This window comes from Oricola indica (genome assembly GCF_965227485.1).
GTDB classification, from domain to species: Bacteria; Pseudomonadota; Alphaproteobacteria; order Rhizobiales; family Rhizobiaceae; genus Oricola; species Oricola indica.
Window position 1 is genome coordinate 1,115,040 of sequence record NZ_OZ245747.1, and the last position, 17,461, is coordinate 1,132,500.

22 protein-coding genes and 1 tRNA gene (1 of these 23 running past the window's edge) are annotated in these 17,461 nt (G+C 60.9%); 15 read left to right on the forward strand and 8 right to left on the reverse strand.

What is annotated here, in order from left to right; all coding sequences use genetic code 11:
* Positions 1-134 precede the first annotated feature (134 nt).
* Entirely contained in the window at positions 135-1,454 is a 1,320-nt protein-coding gene (locus ACQK2M_RS05720) for a tyrosine-type recombinase/integrase (RefSeq protein WP_425417016.1), read from the forward strand.
* Positions 1,455-1,464: 10 nt separating this feature from the next.
* Here the strand turns inward: ACQK2M_RS05720 and ACQK2M_RS05725 are convergent, their stop codons facing one another.
* Positions 1,465-1,707, reverse strand: a complete 243-nt coding sequence (locus ACQK2M_RS05725; protein ID WP_425417017.1) for a hypothetical protein — start codon at positions 1,705-1,707, stop codon at positions 1,465-1,467.
* Positions 1,708-1,962: 255 nt separating this feature from the next.
* Positions 1,963-2,148 carry a hypothetical protein gene (locus ACQK2M_RS05730; RefSeq protein ID WP_425417018.1) on the reverse strand — a complete coding sequence of 62 codons (186 nt, stop codon included), beginning with the start codon at positions 2,146-2,148 and terminating at the stop codon, positions 1,963-1,965.
* Positions 2,149-2,652: 504 nt separating this feature from the next.
* Between ACQK2M_RS05730 and ACQK2M_RS05735 the strand changes: the two genes are divergently transcribed.
* The 5 genes from ACQK2M_RS05735 to ACQK2M_RS05755 all read left to right on the forward strand — a co-directional run bounded on the left by ACQK2M_RS05735 (position 2,653) and on the right by ACQK2M_RS05755 (position 6,384).
* A complete protein-coding gene (locus ACQK2M_RS05735; protein WP_425417019.1) occupies positions 2,653-3,687 on the forward strand; it encodes a ParB N-terminal domain-containing protein in 1,035 nt (344 codons plus the stop codon).
* A gap of 108 nt (positions 3,688-3,795) precedes the next feature.
* Entirely contained in the window at positions 3,796-4,656 is an 861-nt protein-coding gene (locus ACQK2M_RS05740; protein WP_425417020.1) for a hypothetical protein, read from the forward strand.
* 47 nt (positions 4,657-4,703) lie between these two features.
* Positions 4,704-5,375 (forward strand): hypothetical protein, encoded by a 672-nt coding sequence (locus ACQK2M_RS05745; RefSeq protein ID WP_425417021.1) that lies wholly within the window; start codon positions 4,704-4,706, stop codon positions 5,373-5,375.
* Between the two features lie 87 nt (positions 5,376-5,462).
* The gene (locus ACQK2M_RS05750; RefSeq protein ID WP_425417022.1) at positions 5,463-5,897 is read left to right on the forward strand and encodes a hypothetical protein; all 435 of its coding nucleotides are present in this window, start codon (positions 5,463-5,465) and stop codon (positions 5,895-5,897) included.
* Positions 5,898-6,036: 139 nt separating this feature from the next.
* Positions 6,037-6,384 carry a Rap1a/Tai family immunity protein gene (locus tag ACQK2M_RS05755; protein WP_425417023.1) on the forward strand — a complete coding sequence of 116 codons (348 nt, stop codon included), beginning with the start codon at positions 6,037-6,039 and terminating at the stop codon, positions 6,382-6,384.
* A 660-nt stretch (positions 6,385-7,044) separates the two neighbouring features.
* Here ACQK2M_RS05755 and ACQK2M_RS05760 read toward each other — a convergent pair.
* Positions 7,045-7,129, reverse strand: a tRNA-Leu gene (locus tag ACQK2M_RS05760).
* A 146-nt stretch (positions 7,130-7,275) separates the two neighbouring features.
* Here ACQK2M_RS05760 and ACQK2M_RS05765 point away from each other — a divergent pair.
* A complete protein-coding gene (locus tag ACQK2M_RS05765; RefSeq protein WP_425417024.1) occupies positions 7,276-7,929 on the forward strand; it encodes an exopolysaccharide biosynthesis protein in 654 nt (217 codons plus the stop codon).
* Between the two features lie 81 nt (positions 7,930-8,010).
* Positions 8,011-8,523 (forward strand): disulfide bond formation protein B, encoded by a 513-nt coding sequence (locus ACQK2M_RS05770; RefSeq protein ID WP_223478162.1) that lies wholly within the window; start codon positions 8,011-8,013, stop codon positions 8,521-8,523.
* A 31-nt stretch (positions 8,524-8,554) separates the two neighbouring features.
* On the opposite strand, the gene ACQK2M_RS05775 is transcribed toward ACQK2M_RS05770, so the two are convergent.
* Both ACQK2M_RS05775 and ACQK2M_RS05780 read right to left on the reverse strand, forming a co-directional pair.
* Positions 8,555-9,112 carry an HNH endonuclease gene (locus ACQK2M_RS05775; protein WP_223478163.1) on the reverse strand — a complete coding sequence of 186 codons (558 nt, stop codon included), beginning with the start codon at positions 9,110-9,112 and terminating at the stop codon, positions 8,555-8,557.
* Positions 9,113-9,247: 135 nt separating this feature from the next.
* Positions 9,248-9,931: a DNA-3-methyladenine glycosylase family protein gene (locus ACQK2M_RS05780; protein WP_425419990.1), complete on the reverse strand. Its 684-nt coding sequence runs from the start codon at positions 9,929-9,931 to the stop codon at positions 9,248-9,250.
* On the opposite strand from ACQK2M_RS05780, the gene gluQRS reads away from it, so the two are divergent.
* Positions 9,930-10,805 (forward strand): tRNA glutamyl-Q(34) synthetase GluQRS, encoded by an 876-nt coding sequence (gene gluQRS / locus ACQK2M_RS05785; RefSeq protein WP_425417025.1) that lies wholly within the window; start codon positions 9,930-9,932, stop codon positions 10,803-10,805. The genes ACQK2M_RS05780 and gluQRS overlap by 2 nt on opposite strands.
* A gap of 4 nt (positions 10,806-10,809) precedes the next feature.
* Here gluQRS and ACQK2M_RS05790 read toward each other — a convergent pair whose 3' ends face one another.
* Together ACQK2M_RS05790 and ACQK2M_RS05795 are read right to left on the reverse strand one after the other, a co-directional pair.
* Positions 10,810-11,103, reverse strand: a complete 294-nt coding sequence (locus ACQK2M_RS05790; RefSeq protein ID WP_223478166.1) for a hypothetical protein — start codon at positions 11,101-11,103, stop codon at positions 10,810-10,812.
* Between the two features lie 100 nt (positions 11,104-11,203).
* The gene (locus ACQK2M_RS05795) at positions 11,204-12,085 is read right to left on the reverse strand and encodes a YihY/virulence factor BrkB family protein (protein ID WP_223478167.1); all 882 of its coding nucleotides are present in this window, start codon (positions 12,083-12,085) and stop codon (positions 11,204-11,206) included.
* Positions 12,086-12,119: 34 nt separating this feature from the next.
* Between ACQK2M_RS05795 and ACQK2M_RS05800 the strand changes: the two genes are divergently transcribed.
* The 6 genes from ACQK2M_RS05800 to ACQK2M_RS05825 all read left to right on the forward strand — a co-directional run bounded on the left by ACQK2M_RS05800 (position 12,120) and on the right by ACQK2M_RS05825 (position 16,591).
* Positions 12,120-12,995, forward strand: coding sequence for an SDR family oxidoreductase (locus ACQK2M_RS05800; protein ID WP_425417026.1), 876 nt, complete (start codon positions 12,120-12,122; stop codon positions 12,993-12,995).
* Between the two features lie 54 nt (positions 12,996-13,049).
* A complete protein-coding gene (locus tag ACQK2M_RS05805; protein WP_425417027.1) occupies positions 13,050-13,253 on the forward strand; it encodes a twin transmembrane helix small protein in 204 nt (67 codons plus the stop codon).
* Between the two features lie 9 nt (positions 13,254-13,262).
* Entirely contained in the window at positions 13,263-13,844 is a 582-nt protein-coding gene (locus ACQK2M_RS05810; protein ID WP_425417028.1) for a cob(I)yrinic acid a,c-diamide adenosyltransferase, read from the forward strand.
* 31 nt (positions 13,845-13,875) lie between these two features.
* On the forward strand, positions 13,876-14,652 hold the full coding sequence (locus ACQK2M_RS05815) for a rhomboid family intramembrane serine protease (RefSeq protein WP_223478171.1): 777 nt from the start codon (positions 13,876-13,878) through the stop codon (positions 14,650-14,652).
* 240 nt (positions 14,653-14,892) lie between these two features.
* On the forward strand, positions 14,893-15,642 hold the full coding sequence (locus tag ACQK2M_RS05820; RefSeq protein ID WP_223478172.1) for an electron transfer flavoprotein subunit beta/FixA family protein: 750 nt from the start codon (positions 14,893-14,895) through the stop codon (positions 15,640-15,642).
* Between the two features lie 19 nt (positions 15,643-15,661).
* Positions 15,662-16,591, forward strand: a complete 930-nt coding sequence (locus tag ACQK2M_RS05825; protein WP_223478173.1) for an electron transfer flavoprotein subunit alpha/FixB family protein — start codon at positions 15,662-15,664, stop codon at positions 16,589-16,591.
* 155 nt (positions 16,592-16,746) lie between these two features.
* On the opposite strand, the gene ACQK2M_RS05830 is transcribed toward ACQK2M_RS05825, so the two are convergent.
* On the reverse strand, positions 16,747-17,461 hold the final stretch of the coding sequence (locus tag ACQK2M_RS05830) for a M23 family metallopeptidase (RefSeq protein ID WP_425417029.1). It continues 1,262 nt past the right edge of the window; only the last 715 of its 1,977 coding nucleotides appear in the window; its start codon lies beyond the right edge, outside the window; it ends in the stop codon at positions 16,747-16,749.

Consider the following 17,461-nt stretch of genomic DNA (forward strand, 5'->3'; position numbering starts at 1 on the left):
GCAAACAGCCAATAGAATGGCTTTGGTGCCCCCCGCCGGAACCAAACAAGCCTAAGAATGGCCATAAAAACCTTGACTTCTGGGATTTTTGACTCCTAAGTGGTACGCAAATCAGTACACAATAGGCGAATTCGATGTCCAAACGAGCACCCAAACCGAAAGGGCTTCCGGCTCATGTCAGCGTGTCAAAGACCGGCGTGTATCGGTATCGGAGGCGCGTCCCCGGAAATCTAGTGGAGACCATCGGGAAACGGGAGGTAAAGGAAAGCCTAGGCAAGGACTACGGGGCAGCCCTTAGGAGACATGCCGTCATTCAGGCTGGCGTTGAAAAGCTTTTTGCGCAGAAACCCCGGAAGAACTCAAACGCCGAGATCAAGGTGCTATCCAAGTTGCGGGAGTACAGCCTTGACCTACAAGCGGTCGCCGCAGCGGCACGGGAGGGCGTTGACCCTGACCAGCCTGATGACCTGACATACGCTATCGACGCCGCCATTGAAGAGCTTGAGCGGGACCCGGAGATACCACCAGAATTCCTCAGGAACGCCGCTAAGGGCATCCTCACGGTTACTCTGGCCGGTGCGCTGGACGATTATTGTGAATACAGGAAAACCGGACAGCCGATCAGTGACCGCGTAATTGAGCGCCGCACCGAGCGACACAAGGAACGGCTCGCTAGGTATCTTGGCAGGGATGCGGTCAACAGAAGGCCGCTGAGCAATCTCAGGCGCACAGATGCACGCCGGGTTGTGGAAGCGCTGATAAACGAGACGAGCCCCGCAACCGCGCGGCGATACCTCAACGACATCAACGCGGCGGTGAACCGCGCAATATTGGAGTACGACCTAGATTGCGCAAATCCATTCATGCGGCTGGACACCAAGGGCGGCAAGCACACGAGAGATAATCGCCTTCCCCTTGATGACGACGACATGAAAGCCCTCGCGCCGATCATGGAAACCGACGACGACCTAGGGACCATCTGGATTACTTTGAGGGACACCGGGGCGCGGCTTAATGAGATCGTCGGCTTGCGCGGCTGTGACGTGGACGAGAGACGAAAGACCGTTTGGATACGCCCCCATGAGGCGCGACCGATCAAGACCGACAACAGCAACCGAGAGATACCTATACCGGATGCCGTGCTGGAAAGGCTGATGGCACACAAGGGAAAGACATCCGAGGCCCCGCTGTTTCCCCGGTACGTCCGGGAACGCGGTAATGACGCCTGTTCACAGACCTTGATGAAGCGGCTACGCAAAGCGGTGAAGGAACCGCGCAAAACGGCCTACAGCCTACGGCACCGCATGAAGGACATGCTAAGAGACGCGGATTGTCCCGAGGACCTTGCGAGGGAAATCATGGGGCACAGCGACCAGTCGAGCGCCGCGAACTACGGGCGCGGGTCATCACTGGAGCGGAAGCGGGCGGCGCTGGAGAAGGTGTGGGATAATTAAACCAACGCGCTCAGTCTGATTTCAGGCGGGCCGCCTTACGTCGCTCAAGCCACCAATACGCACCTAAGGCGGGGGATAGAAGTAAGATTTCAGCTATGTAGTTGATGATATTAAAGGGGCTGAAAATTTCTCGCATTTGCGCCAAGCCGCCCCAGAAGCCGTTCGCCATGAACATACCGGCTATGGCGATAGCGTTTATACCAAGCGCAAGCGCCACCCAAAGGCGAATGAACCATGTAAGAACCTTATCCATGTTTGGATGTATGGCATTCGGCGTTTCCGATTACTAGCTAACCACGCCCAGATTGTGTCTCTCGCGGCATGATCTCTGCGCTATCGCAGTCAAACTGATGCATATAGCACATCAAACGCTCACCAAGGATGATGGATGATTGCGGTTGCGCCGCCCCGGAGAGACGCCCCGAGACGGCGCGGTGATCGCGGCGGGCCGTTAAACAGGCCCCCGTATAGAACAGCAGACCGACGCGCCCGGAGGTTACCCCGGAGATTACACAGGCATTTCCGACACCTCGAACTCTGGCGCTTGCGGGTTGATCCGATGCGCGATGGCGCAAGCCTCTAGGTAGTCGCCAGCGGTGACCCGGCAGGACGCCACGGGCCGGTCGGCGGTGTCGAGATAGACCACCTTGAATTCGGCTTGATCGGCGGCGGTGGACGGCTGTTGTGCTTGCATGTGCGGTTTCTCCTCTTGGTTACACGCGGGGGCAGCGTAGACGCGAGCGACGGAGAAGAAAAATGTTATTTTTCAGATAGTTACTGCGCTTTTGGAGTATCTGCGGCAGCGCAGGATTTTAAACCCGCTTCATATAGAACATATCACAAGCACCCGACCGGCCGGTGGAGGCTGTAAAAAGGTGTCATCCTGAAAGACGCCGACCGCCCCGGGAGACCCCTGAGTGAACGCGGGCGGGGTCATACCCTGCCATATAGAACAACACCCCTCGCGGCTCAGCCTGTCCGTTCACGGCTTTGCCCGCTCTTTTGCAGGACCCAGTGCGATAAGTGTCACGGTGGACACCTAGCGCCACGTCCTGACCCCCTTCGCCTTCCCGCAGATAAACGCTGAGGCGCACCCCGAGCCGTCCGACATGACGGTACCACCCGAGCAAGACCCAGCGATCAGCAATCGCAGGACAACCGACCGTTCCAACAGAGGGACGGCAGGAAAGGAATGCCCATGAGCAAGACACCCATGAACCGCGTGACAGCGCTCAACGAGATCAGAGTCGCAATCGCCAAGAATGGTCTGACGTATCCCGGAGAGAAACCCAAGGCCCTCACGCTCCCAGAGATCAGCCGCAGGGTCTCCGTGTTTCAGCGCCGAGAGATCAGCGGGAGACACGCAGACGACCAGCGCCATGTTGAGATGTTGCGCCGCGTGATCGGGACCAACCCAAAGAAACCCAAGATGCTTGACCCGATTGTCGTGTGGTGGGGCGGGAACCGCTGGTATGTCGTGGACGGTCACCATCGTCGCGAAGCCTATCAGCGTGTCGGGGTTACCGTGCCGGTGCCCGTGAAGGTTCTAGGCGGAACGCCGGATAACGTGGTGACCCTTGAGGAGGCCATTGCATATGCCGCTGCGGCGAACTCCAAGGACCGCCTCAGGATGGAACCGGAGGACAAGGCGAATTCCGCTTGGTTACTCACGGTGCTTGGTCACGGGTCCCGCACCTATGTCGCGGATAAGTGCAGCGTGTCGGAGGCGTTGGTCTCGACCATGCGGCGCACCCTGAGAACACTCAAGCAAACGACCAATCCAGATACCGGCCTGTCCTATACCGCCGACGATTTGGTGATCATGGATTGGGATGTGGCCCGGAAACTGTCGCGGGGCGAGATCGTTAAGCCGGATGACAGCTGGGACCCCGACGAGGCACTGAGGGCACGGGCTACCGACTACCGGAACCGGCTGTATCATCACTTCGGGAACAAGCCACAGCGAGACTTTGAGGCCTTCGCGATGGGCTTGAAGGAAAGCGACAAGACGATCCCGTCGAAGTACGTGCAGACCCCGGCGTGGGAGGGGGCGATTGAGGACGCGATTGAGGCCCAGGTAGAGGAGAAGCTTATGGAGCTAATCGACTATCTCGGGGAAACCTCAGGGAATCCCGAGGCCGTGAGAGAACTCCGGGAACTGGCGTTGACCTATGAGTATCTCGACGGGCCGCGCGGTGTTGATGACGAGGACGAGGAAGACGAGGATTACTAAGGGGGAAACCCTTGGGGCCTGTGTTTCTCTTAACTGCTAGATTTACACACCGGGCCTGTGTTCCCGAACACAACACACCCTCACTCACTATCGAATTGGAGAAGACCAATGCCCGTTGCAGATCATGCACGGGGGCGACCTGTCGCGTGGTTCACGCAGGACCGGAGCGGACGCAAGCATAAGCTGCGAGCCGCCAAGGCCGTGAACGAGACAGGCAAGTGCGCAGTCGCGCGGTGTGAAGATCACCGGGCGGGGCTGTCGTCGCTATGCCGCAAACACGCGGATCGCCTCAAAGACATCGGAGACCCGGTTGCCCGTGTCCCGACACGAAATGAGATTGTCATATTCGAGAAGGCAATCGACCTATACCTCGCCACGCTCCCGGAGCGGAGACGGCGGGAGATCGCGACCGAACTGGACAACCGGGCGCGGGTCTTTCAACGGCCCGTGACATGGGCGGCGATGCCGTCCGACATGCACCGTCGCTTGCCGCAGCAAGCCCGTGCCGAGATCATCAAGGCATGGCTCACCAAGGACGCCAAGGACCCCCGAGGTTTCTTCAAGCGGGCCTTGGCTATCGAAGGATGGGCGGCGGTGTACTTCGACGGGATGCCCCGCTATCGGCGGCGCTTCATCGCGACACATGCGACGTCATGGGCAACCACCCGAGGGACACCCTCAAAGAAGCTGACACGGCGCAGTGTGAAAGACGATCCGACCACCGTGATCAGTACGCCGAACGGCTGGCGACACCCGAAGATTGAGACCATCTGGACCGAATACCAGCGGGCGCACATCTCCGGACCGGTCAAGGCACGGCTAGGCCAAGAGGCGCTTGATGCGGCGCATCACGCATATGGGCGCGGCTTCTGGGATAACGCCGTATCCACTCAGGACGGGCAGGACATGACCCTGCTCGACTATACCAAATTGGCGCTACGCGCGGCGGGTCTACTGCCGCCCGCCTGAGGCGTCACTTTCACCCACAGGACCAAACAACACACGAAAGGATTGTCATGGGTATCTATGACGACATGCAAGACCTATTGCCGGACGGCCAGCCGATAGCCGGGAAGCCCAACCGGAACATTGAGGCAGACCGGCAATACGCCAGCGCTGACGCGCCCGAGGTTGCCCCTGAGGGCACCGTCTGGGTTGCCGAGCTAGACACCTACGTAGACGCCGACATTGCAGCGCAGACCGGCCTAGAGGGCGGCAGCGCCCCGCGTAACGAGCAGCCCTTGGAGGACACCGAGGGCTTCGACCAGTTGAACCCCGAGGACTTTGAGGTTGACGACGATACCGAGGAAAACGAGCCGCTGGCGCGGAGCAACTCAGAGACGCTTGACCAGATGGAAAGCATGGTGCCGAGCAGCACGAGCGAGGCCATTGGCGAGAAGATTGTCGAGGGCGATTTCGACGGTGTACTTGATGATATGGCCGGTGCCCTTGGGGTAGACCAAGAGGCGGCGTCGTCGCTGATCAGCATGGCCGTCACGGATGCGCAGCCGGTGATTGCCGACGCAATCGGCGGGGACGCCTTCAACAGCCTTGTCTATGCGGCGACCCAGACGGATGACCCGATGGCGCGGCGCGTTCTTAGTGACATGGTGCGCGGGGTTGTCCCAAGGGGCAACATGATGCGGGCCTATGCACTTTGGTACGAAAGCCTGCCAGACGCCGACTGACCAGCACAGCTAAAACCGAACAACACCTAGAGCCGCGCCCGGTCACTCGGGCAGCGGGCCACCCACACGTATAAAGGAAAAAGACCAATGGCAAAGGCAGCCAGAAAGACCGAACTCACCCGCGAGGAACTCCAAGCTCAGCTTGAGGCGCTCGACAAGCAGGACACCGTTGCACAGCGGGACGCGGAGATTGCCACGCTCAAAGAGGAGATCGGCAAGGTGACCCGAGAGCGTAACACCCTTTCGCAACAGGTGACCGACCTGTCCGGGGTTATCCAGACCATCCACAAGACACTCAGCCCGTTCCGTGACGCGCTCGACAATGCGCCGCGTGGGGGCCTCTACCGGGGCAGGAGACACGCACCACGCCCGCGCCCTGTGGTAACTCAGGGGTGCGCTGAGGTGCCTCAGGTGACCGAGGCAGAGACCAGCAAACCAGCCGCGACCGGCAAGGGTATTGCCGCGTACTTCCCGAGCCTGTCGGATGACGGGCCGAGTGAGGTAGTCGAAGCGGTAGACTGAGGGCTACTCTCGGGGGAGAGAAAGGGTCTCGCCCACGGGCGGGGTCCCCTTCGCCAGCACAGGGAGTAGCGGACGACCGCAGTCAGTTGTTTAAGAATTTGCTGTGTGTAATCCTGACGCTAAGAAATGGAGGGGTGCTATGCGACGTGAAGCGGGACTTTTTCTAGCCCTGTTTGTTTCTTTGACGATGATCGCGAACAAGGCGTCTGCGAGTTTTTATGATGGAAATGAACTCATCAAATATTGTAGGGCCGACGACGCTACTGCTGGTAGTTGGTTCTGTATGGGATACATCGCATCTGTCATCGATGTGGTGGAAAGCAGCACCGGAATAACTGAACGGTTTCCTGTCTGCCTACCCGGAAATGTGAAGCTCGGACAGATTGTTGATGTAGTGAAGAAATATCTGGAAACACACCCAGAAATCCGCCACCAACCTGCGGCGTACCTAACCATTGATGCCCTACAAGAGGTGTGGAGGTGCTGAGTATTTCCCGAGACGAGCAGATGATGGGCCGGGGACGTGATTAAACAGGTGGACTGAGGGGCAACCCGAAGTAACTGAGGCGGCTCTATCCGCCATCGTGGTGACCGCAATTCGCGCATGATGGTTTGCATAATGCAGCGCCAATTCGTTCGTATTGCATTTACGATATGAGCACCAAATTTTTTGTGAGTTGCCCCTCTACAAAGGCGGGGTAGGTTTACCTTACATGGAAAGACGGGCAACATACGAAAAGCCCAATGGGGGCCAGCTGTAACTGACCCCCAAAGGCGGGTGCGCCACTGGCGCTGTTGGGGTCGCGGCAGTCTTGACAAGACCGCATATGCCGCAACCCCACGCCAGACGTCCAATATACCCTTGTGCCGGAGACTTCCCCAACACCGGCTGCCGCTCTGCACAGGGTCTTTTTGTTCTTATAACGTTCTTTTGTCTGCCGCGCCTTTTTTTCAGGAAAAATGTGTTTCGGGATATGTGCACAGGTGAAAGCCGATTTACCCCCGTTGGGGGAGGGGCCGGCGGCGCTGCGTCCTATACCGGGCCGCTAACCGAAAAAGCCGGGACATAATCTAGTACACAAAAGCGACATTTGGTACACAGGCCGCCTCTCAAATCCCTTGCTTTATAGGATGTCTGAGAGGTGAATGGTGCCCCCCGCCGGAATCGAACCGGCACTCCCGAAGGAACGGGATTTTGAATCCCGCGCGTCTACCAATTCCGCCAGAGGGGCAACGCCTGATAGATTTCGAGCTTTATTGGCGTACCAGAGCCGCGTCAAGGCGGGTTGCGTCGTGACGCCACGCCGAAATTGTTTGGCAATCAATTGCGGTCTAAAGCTATGGCTGAGCCTCATGCCGCAACCGGGAGTCCCATACCGTGTCCGTTCATCAGGAGACAGATGCCAGCCACGCCCCGCGCGGCGCGCTAGCCAAGATCGAGCATATCCTGCATGCGGCCGAAAGCGACGATGACGGCAACATCGCACTCGGTGCGCTGAGCGACGCCATGGAGGAGCGGGCCTTCGCGCTGCTCCTGCTCATCCTCGCATTGCCATGCTGCCTGCCCTTCATCTACCTGCTGCCGCAGATCGTCGCGCTTCCGATGGCGTTTCTTGCATGGCAGATGGCCAGCGGCCGCCGCTCGCCCTGGCTTCCGGAAAGGTTTCGCGCAAGGAAGCTTCCCGTCCGCGGGATGTTGCAGATCACGGCGCAGGTCAAACGCTATGCCGGATGGCTGGAGCGGCTCGCCCATCCCCGGCTGACGGGACTGACGGACGCAGGCGGCATGCGCATTCTCGGCATTCTCCTGCTGATACCGAGCCTGTCGATTCTGGTGCCTTTGCCGCTGACCAACACGGTGCCCGGCATCGGTGTCGCGATCACGTCGGCGGGGTTGATCGAAAGGGACGGCGTCTTCGTTATACTCGGCCTTCTGATCGGTCTCGCCTGGGTCCTGGCGCTGGTCGTTGGCGGGCCGACGGTCGTCTATTTCCTCATCGACTGGATCAGGATGCGCGTTGCCGCAACTTGAACACAGTGTCGCGCAGATTGGTTTGTCCAATCTTGCGCGATGCGGTAAGCCACGACGCGCCTTTCCAAACCGGAGACCCCGATGGCCCAGACCGCTAACCGGCCCGTACTTTTCCAGTCGGCGCTGTTCCTGACCGTGGCGATGGCGGTCGTGGTCGGCACCGCGCTCGGCTTCGAACATATTGGCGGGTTCGTTCCCTGCAAGCTCTGCCTCGCCCAGCGCGTTCCCTACTATGCCGGTATTCCGGTCGCCCTGATGGCGGCGGTCGCCTCGGGCCTGAAATGGAACCCGGTGATCGCGCGGGGGCTTTTGCTGATCGTTGCCGCCCTGATGGCCTACGGTCTCTATCTCGGCGTCTATCATTCCGGGGTGGAGTGGCACTGGTGGGCCGGTCCCGCCGATTGCAGCACGTCGGCGACAAGCGGGCTGACAACCGATGCCGGCGACCTGCTTGGCGCGCTGGAAACCGTCAAGCCGCCATCCTGCGACGAGGCGGCCGGCCGTTTCCTAGGATTGTCATTTGCGGGCTGGAACGTGCTGGCGAGCCTGGCGCTCGGTGCGGTCGCGCTTCGGGCGGTCCTGATCAAGCGCTAGTGCGCGCAAACAAAAACGCCGGAGACCTTCCTCAAGGCTCCAGCTCGACATCCCAGTAAAGGTAATCCATCCAGCTTTCGTGAAGATAGTTGGGCGGAAAACTTCGGCCATTGTTGTGCAGGTCGTGCACCGTGGGCTGGAACGGCATCTGGTGCGGCCGCATGCCCGATTCGCGCGGCATCTTGCCGCCTTTCCTCAGATTGCAGGGCGAGCACGCGGTGACGATGTTTTCCCACGTGGTCTGTCCGCCGAAGCGACGGGGAATGAGGTGGTCGAAGGTCAGGTCGTCGGGTGAGCCGCAATACTGGCACTCGAACTTGTCGCGCAGGAAAACGTTGAAGCGCGTGAAGGCCGGATAGGCGGATGGTTTGACGTAGCTCTTGAGGCAGACGACGCTGGGCAGCCGCATTGCGAATGACGGCGAAGAGACCTCGTGATCGTACTCGGCGACGATATTCACACGGTCGAGAAACACCGCCTTGATCGCGTCCTGCCAGGACCAGAGCGACAAGGGATAATAACTCAGCGGACGGTAGTCCGCGTTAAGCACGAGCGCCGGAAGGCTGTCCGGCGAAACCGCAATCGTCAAGGCTCACCTCTTCGCATCACGATAGAACTGCGGACATATAGTAAGCGCGTTATGACATGCTTGTGAAGCATCCCGTTGAAAAGTGCGCCTTCAGGAAAAATCCTGAAAAATCAGAAGTTTGTATTTTCCTTACTGTCACGGCATGACGGCGCGTGCGTGCCGCGTGGCGTAGAAAGCCCAGAAAAGCCGCGCCGCGACGCCACGCCAGGGCGCCCATGATTCGGCGATTGCGCGCAATTCCGCGACTGTCGGCCGACGGGCAAGCCCAAGTGCTTCGCCGACGGCGGCCTGAAGCGCGATGTCGCCGGCCGGGAAGATATCGGGGTGCCCCGCCGCGAAAAGCAGATAGACCTCGGCCGTCCATGGCCCGATGCCCTTGATCGCGGTCAGCTCGCGCATGGCGTTGTCGCCGTCGACACGGCACAGATGCTCAAGATCGAGGCCGCCGGAAATCATGGCGTCGCAAATCGCGACCAGGGTGCGCTGCTTGGGGCGGGAAAGCCCGGCTTCGCGCCAGCTCGGCTCGCCGCCGGCGAGGAAACGCTCCGGATCCAGCGGATCGATCAAGCTTGTCAGCCGGCCCCAGATTGCATCGGCGCTTTGCCGCGAGACCTGCTGCGACACGACGATCGAGGCGAGGCTGGAAAATCCGGGCTCGGTGCGCCGCAGGGGGACTTCCCCGGATTGCGCGATCACGGCTTCCAGTCGCGGATCGGCGGTGCGCAGGCAGGACAGCCCTCTTTCGATATCCGCGCGGCCGGTTATCGGCGCGTGACGTTGCGTCCCGGGCGCGCAGTTTCTACTAATCTGGCGAACCATGTCCACGTACGCCTCCATGACCGACGACCGGCCCGTTTTCCGTTTCGCCCCGAGCCCCAACGGTGCATTGCATCTGGGGCATGCCTATTCGGCCATCCTGAATTTCGAGATGGCGCGCGAGTCAGGCGGACGGTTTCTCTTGCGCATGGAGGATATCGACACGGACCGCTGTTCGCCAGCGCTCGAGCGCGCGATGCTGGACGATCTCGCCTGGCTTGGCCTGTCATGGGAAGACCCGGTGCGGCGACAGTCGGAGCATTTCGCCGATTACGAAAAGGCGCTGGATGCGCTGGAGGCGGAAGGGCTTGTCTATCGCGCCTATCTGAGCCGATCGGAGATACGCCGGCTCGTCGAGGCACATGAAACGACAGGCACGCCCTGGCCGCGCGACCCCGATGGCGCACCGCTCTATCCGGGCAGCCGCAAAGAGAGCGGAGAGGATGATACGCCCTATCTGCTGCGACTCGATATGGAGCGTGCGCTGGCCTGGCGCGGAGACCCGCCCGAATGGATCGAGGAGGGAAGCGGCCCCGACGGACAGAGCGGACCGGTTTCCGCTGATCCCGCGGCGTGGGGAGACGTTGTCCTCGCACGGCGCGATACGCCGACCAGCTACAATCTGTCGGTCGTGCTCGACGATGCCCTGCAAGGGGTGACGCATGTGGTGCGCGGTCGCGACCTGTTTCATGCGACATCGGTCCATGTCCTGCTGCAGGATCTCCTGGGCTTGCCACGGCCGCGCTATTTCCATCACGATCTGGTGCTGGCGGAAGACGGGCGCAAACTGTCGAAGAGCAACCGCGACACGAGCCTTCAGTCGCTGCGCGCAGCCGGTGCGACGCCGGAGGATATCCGCAGGATGATAGGGCTGTAGCGCTCTAGTAATGCAGTCGCCGGGCGAATGCCTTCAACATGGCGAGCAGGGCGAGCGCCGAAAACGCACCGACGGCGCAGGCCAGGCTGCGCAGGGCGACGTTGTGGATCGGCAGTTGCATGTGTTCGATCGCGAAGAGACCGAGGACCGAGCCGAAAATCAGGATGATCGTGTTCTTGAACGCGCCGAATCCGTCGGCGCCCATCACGTTGTCGGTCGCGGCGCCGAGGAAATAGGTGCCGACGGCAAGCGCGATGCCGAAGAAAGTCAGGGTCGTGTTGTCGAACGCGGCGAACATGTCAGCCTCCGCCGTTTTTTCACGGTCGTTCGGCTTACTTTAGGTAAGGCGCATTAAGGCCGATTTAGAAGAATCGCTCAAATTGCGGCATTTCGGGCGTTCAACGCGGCTTTGAACGGCTCTCCGCGGCCAGCGCCATGAGAGATCGCGCCTCGCGCAGACGGATGATCGCGGCATTGATCTCGGCGCCGAGAATGAAGATCGCGGCGATGATGTAGAGAAAAACCAGCGCGATCATGATCGACGCCAGCCCGGCATAGGTCGTCACATAGGTGGCGAAGCTCTCGAGATAGCTCGCGAACAGGATCGCTCCCAGGACCCAGGCGGCGAGGGTCAGTACGATCCCGGGAACAAGCGAGGCGAAGCTGCGCCGACCATTGGGCAGCCATTTGTGGGCGACGAACAATCCGGTGACGAGCACGACCAGTGCGATGGCGAATCGCCAGAATCCGATCGAGATGGAGACGGCCTCGATGCCCGGCATCCATTGCTGCGCGATGCGAAAGGCGAGTGGCGCAAGGACAAGCAGGAAACTGATCGCCATGATGGCAAAGGTCGCAACAATGATGAATCCGAGGCTTTGCAGGCGGATGAGGAAGATCGAGCGCGTCTCCGATACCCGGTAGGCGCGGTTGAGCGCGACGCGCAGCGCTTCCACGCCGTTGGACGCGAAGAAGGCGGCGGCGAGGACGGAGATGGTGAGGAGGCCACCACGCTGGACGGTCAGGACGTTCTCCACCTCGCGCGCTATCGGCGACGCGATGCGTTCCGGCCAGGTGTCGAATACGAGGTGAACGGCCGTTTCGGCGAAACGCTCCGCGCCGAGGAAGCCGGCGAGCGTCGTCGCGAAGATCAGGAAGGGGAATATGGCGAGCACCGCCGACAGGGCGACATGGCTGGCAAGCGCCCAGCCATCGGTCGCGTTGAAATGACCGAACGCATCCTGAAGGATGTGTCTGATTGCTGTCAGTTTGCGCTTCATGCCTTACGGGTCTCGTTGTCTTGCGCGAACGAATATGGGAAAGCGCTCTCAAGTGAAAGAGACCGGCGAGATCACATTGCCTCTTCAACCGACGATTCTGATCACCGGATGCTCTTCAGGCATCGGCCGGCATTGCGCATTGCGGTTGCATGAAGAAGGCTATCGCGTCTTCGCGACCGCCCGCGGGAAAGCCGATCTGGTGGAACTGGCCGATGCGGGTCTCGACGTACTCTATCTCGATTACCGGGAACCCGATTCGATCCAAAGTGCCTTTGCGGCCGTGATGGCGCAGACGGGCGGAAGGCTGGACGCGTTGTTCAACAATGGCGCGCATGCGCAGCCCGGCGCCGTCGAGGATCTCCCGGTTTCGGCGCTTCGGGAGCAATTCGAGGTCAATCTGTTCGGCTGGCATGAGCTGACCCGGCTGGCGGTTCCGGCGATGCGGAAGCAGGGCCATGGCCGGATCGTGCATTGCTCCTCGATTCTCGGGCTGGTGCCCGCACCGATGCGCGGCGCCTATGTCGCATCGAAATATGCGCTGGAAGGCCTGATGCTTACCCAGCGGATGGAACTCGAGGGAAGCGGTATCCACGTTTCGCTGATCGAGCCCGGACCGGTTCCCTCGCGGTTTGCATCGAACGCGCTTGCCTTCGCGCGAAAGCACATCGACATCAAAAACAGCGTTCATGCGGATGCCTATGCGAAACGCATCGCCGAGCTGGAAGCCGGCGGGACGCCCGATGACGGCGGCCGTGCCGCCGGATGGGTGCTGGACGCGCTTCGGCACGCATTGACCGCCGACAGGCCAAGGCCGCATTACCTCGTCACGCGGCAGGCGCGGATCGGGGCTTTCGGGAAATGGCTCCTGCCGGCGGGGTTTTTCTATCGACTTGTGGCGCGCAATACCTAGATAAATGGGCGTTAACGGAGAGCCGGGTCTCGACACCGGCCGGATTGCAATATTATGTCCAGTGGTATGTTCTTTCTCGCATTTGTCATCATGCTGGCGGTCGTCGCCGTGCTCATGGTCGGCCTGCGCAATCTGATGCGCGACGGCGACGGCAATTTCTCGAACAAGATGATGCAGCTGCGCGTGTTCCTGCAGTTCATCGCGGTTGCAGTGATCGTCATCGGCCTCTACATCGCTCGATCGAACGGTGCGGGTTGATCAGGCGCTATGGTTGTCCTCAACAAGATCTACACAAAGACGGGTGACGACGGCACGACCGCGCTCGGTACGGGCGAGCGGCGGCTGAAATACGATCCGAGGGTCGCTGCATACGGCACCGTGGACGAGGCCAATGCGTGTCTCGGCATGGTTCGCATCCACACCGGCGCGATGGAGGGGCCAGTCGACGGTATGATCGCGCGCATTCAAAACGACATGTTCGATCTTGGCGCCGATCTCGCCACGCCGGAAACCGAAACACCGCCGGAATACGAGCCGCTGCGGATCGTCGAGAGCCAGGTCAAGCGCATCGAGGCGGATATCGACACGCTCAATCGCGACCTGTCGCCGCTGCGGTCTTTCGTGTTGCCGGGCGGATCGCCGGCGGCTGCCGCGCTCCATCTCGCGCGCACCGTGTCGCGAAGGGCCGAGCGGCTGATGGTGGAACTTGCCGAACTGCCGGGCGAACACGTCAATCCCGAAGCGCTTAAATACATCAATCGCGTCTCGGATTTTCTCTTCGTGGCGGCGCGTGTCGTCAATGACAACGGCGCGCGGGACGTTCTGTGGACGCCCGGCGAAAACCGCTGAAGCGTTCCGGAAAGAAAGGCGTCGCCGGTTCATGTTCATTCCCCTGCACGACGCCAACAATCTCAAGCATATCGCCCTGCAATATGTGACGCTCGCGCTGATCGGGCTCAATGTCCTCGTCTATCTCATCGTGAATCTCGGTCTCGTGCCGGGGGCTTACGAGGCCGCGACGGTGTCCTTCGGCTACATACCGGCAGTGGTCAACGATGTTGCGGAGCTGCCGTCGAACATCGTCTACATTCCGGAAGAGCTGTCGCTCGTTTCCTATGCATTCCTGCATGCGGACTTCATGCATCTTGCCTCCAACATGCTGTTCCTCTGGGTGTTCGGGGACAATGTCGAGGACGCGATGGGGCATTTGCGCTTCCTGGTTTTCTACCTTGCCTGCGCGGTCATCGGCGCGCTGGCGCATGGCTATCTCCAGCCGGAATCGACATCGCCCCTGATCGGCGCATCCGGCGCGATTTCCGGCGTCATCGGCGCCTATCTTGTGCTGCATCCGAAGGTGCGTATTTGGGTGCTCGCGTTCGGGCGGATTCCGTTGCGGCTTCCGGCGGCGATCCCGCTGGGGGTCTGGATCGCCTACCAGGCGGCGGCCATCGTGATCTATCCGACCGAGGGCGTTTCATGGACCGCACATCTCGGCGGCGTGGTCGCCGGGATGGTGCTCGTCTTCCTGTTCAAGCGGCGGGGCGTGCCGATTTTCGACCGCACGATCGCCACGCCGAGGGCGGTGGACCTGGCCGAGGCGGAGGCGAATTCCAGGAAGTCCGCGACGCCGCGACCGCCGAGCTGGGGGCGCAGTTGATCGCTCGTGCATGTGCTGATAAGTAACCAAACGGTGCGTTATAGAGTTCATAAAGAGAATTGACGTTGACGTAAGCGTCAATTATCTAATCGATAAAATCGTTTTACGTCGGAGGGGAGGGGTTGCCCGGCCTTGCGGAAACCGGCATTCCCCTGCCGACGAGAAATGTCGAGTTTGCGCAAGTGGCGCGATGGCCATCTGATATGCAGATGGCGAAACCGGAACGGGAGTTGAACTGCAATGAAAGTCCTGGTGCCTGTTAAGCGGGTTATCGATTACAACGTGAAGGTTCGTGTGAAGGCCGACGGCTCTGGCGTCGAGCTTGCGAATGTGAAGATGAGCATGAACCCGTTCGACGAGATCGCCGTCGAAGAGGCGATCCGTCTGAAGGAAGCGGGCACGGTGACGGAAATCGTCGCGGTGTCGATCGGCCCGGCGCAGGCGGCGGAGACGATCCGCACGGCGCTCGCCATGGGCGCCGACCGCGGCATCCTGGTCAAGACGGACGACGTGACGGAGCCGCTGGCGGTCGCCAAGATCCTGAAGGGCGTCGCCGAGGAAGAACAGCCGGGTCTGATGATCCTCGGAAAGCAGGCGATCGATGACGACGCCAACCAGACCGGCCAGATGCTGGCCGCGCTTCTCGGCTGGTCGCAGGGCACATTTGCATCGAAGGTCGTTATCGAGGGCGATACCGCGAAGGTGACGCGCGAGATCGACGGCGGCCTGCAGACGATCGAAATCAAGATGCCGGCGATCGTGACGACGGACCTTCGTCTCAACCAGCCGCGCTACGCATCGCTGCCGAACATCATGAAGGCCAAGAAGAAGCCGCTCGACGAGAAGGCGCCGGGAGATTACGGCGTCGACACCGCGCCGCGTCTGAAGGTCCTCAAGACCGAGGAGCCGGAAGGCCGCAAGGCCGGTGTGAAGGTCGCTGACGTGAACGAGCTTGTCGACAAGCTCAAGAACGAAGCCGGCGTGCTCTGAGAACGGGGAGAAAAAACCAATGACAATCCTTCTGATTGCCGAACATGACAATGCAACGCTCTCCGACCAGACGAACAAGGCGCTGAGCGCCGCCAAGGAAATGGGTGGCGACATCCATGTGCTGGTCGCGGGCAAGGACGCGAAAGCGGCGGCCGATGCCGCCTCGAAGCTGGACGGTGTCTCGAAAGTGCTGCTCGCCGACGACGCGTCGCTGGAACAGCAGCTGGCCGAGCCGATGGCCGCTCTGATCGTGTCGCTGGCCGATGGCTATGACACCTTCGTTGCGCCGGCGACGACCAATGGCAAGAACACCATGCCACGCGTGGCTGCCCTGCTCGACGTGATGCAGGTCTCCGATATCATCGCGGTCGAAAGCGCCGACACGTTCAAGCGTCCGACCTATGCCGGCAACGCGATCCAGACGGTGCAGGCGACGGATGCGAAGAAGGTGATCACCGTGCGTACCGCCTCCTTTAACGCGGCGGGCGAGGGCGGCTCGGCGGCGGTCGAGGATGTTTCCGCGCCGGCCGATCCGGGGCTGTCCTCCTTCGTCTCGACGGAACTGTCGGGCGGCGACCGTCCGGAGCTGACCTCCGCGAAGATCATCATCTCGGGCGGCCGGGCTCTCGGCTCGAGCGAGAAGTTCGAGGAAGTGATCCTGCCGGTTGCCGACAAGCTTGGCGCCGCGGTGGGTGCGAGCCGTGCGGCCGTCGATGCGGGCTATGCGCCGAACGACTGGCAGGTTGGCCAGACGGGCAAGGTGGTCGCCCCCGACCTCTACATCGCCTGCGGTATCTCGGGCGCGATCCAGCACCTGGCCGGCATGAAGGATTCGAAGGTCATCGTCGCCATCAATAAGGACGAGGAAGCCCCGATCTTCCAGGTCGCCGATTACGGCCTCGTCGCCGACCTCTTCGATGTCCTGCCCGAACTCGAAAAGGCGCTGTAGAAAAACGCCGAATATCCGAATTCCGGAAACCCGCCACGGTTCGCCCTGGCGGGTTTTCTTTTTGGGAGCAATGGGCGCTTCACGAGGCGCGAAGGCTTCGATCCCGGGCGGGGTGAAATGACTTCAAGATCGGGATGGTGTCCGAACGGACCTGCCTATCCGGCTATCTGGGCCACGACCGTTCCGTCGTCGCCGCCCTTCTTCAACAGCGTGTTGATGCGATCGCGTTCGCGTTTGAAGGCTTCGAGATCCGCGCCGGCCAGGACACTGCCCTTGGGCAGACGCACGCGCATGGGATCGACGCGCGTTCCGTTCACCCGCATTTCGTAGTGAAGGTGCGGACCGGTCGACAGGCCGGTCGTTCCGACATAGCCGATCACCTGGCCCTGACGCACGCGCACGCCTGGCTTGATGCCCTTGGCGAAGCGTGTCTGGTGCGAATAGGAGGTCTCGTAGCCGTTGGCGTGGCGCAGGATCGTCTGTTTGCCGTAGCCGCTCGACCAGCCGGCCTTTTTCACCACGCCGTTGCCGGGCGCGATGATGGGCGTGCCGCGCGGTGCGGCCCAGTCGACGCCCCAGTGCATGCGCGAATAGCCGAGAATCGGGTGGCGGCGCATGCCGAAGGGCGAACGGAACTTGCCGTTCGGAACGGGCTTGCGAAGCAGGAACTGGCGCGCGCTGCGGCCTTCCTCGTCATAGTAGTCGACCGTGCCGTCGGATGCGCGGAAGCGGTAATAGGTGTTGTCGTTGCCGTTGAAATTGGCTTCCACGAAGAGAAGCTCGTAACCATCGTCGCCGCCGGCGCCTTCCTCGGGCAGGGAGAAGAACAGTTCGAGGCGGTCCTTCGGCTTGATCGCCGACTGGAAGTCG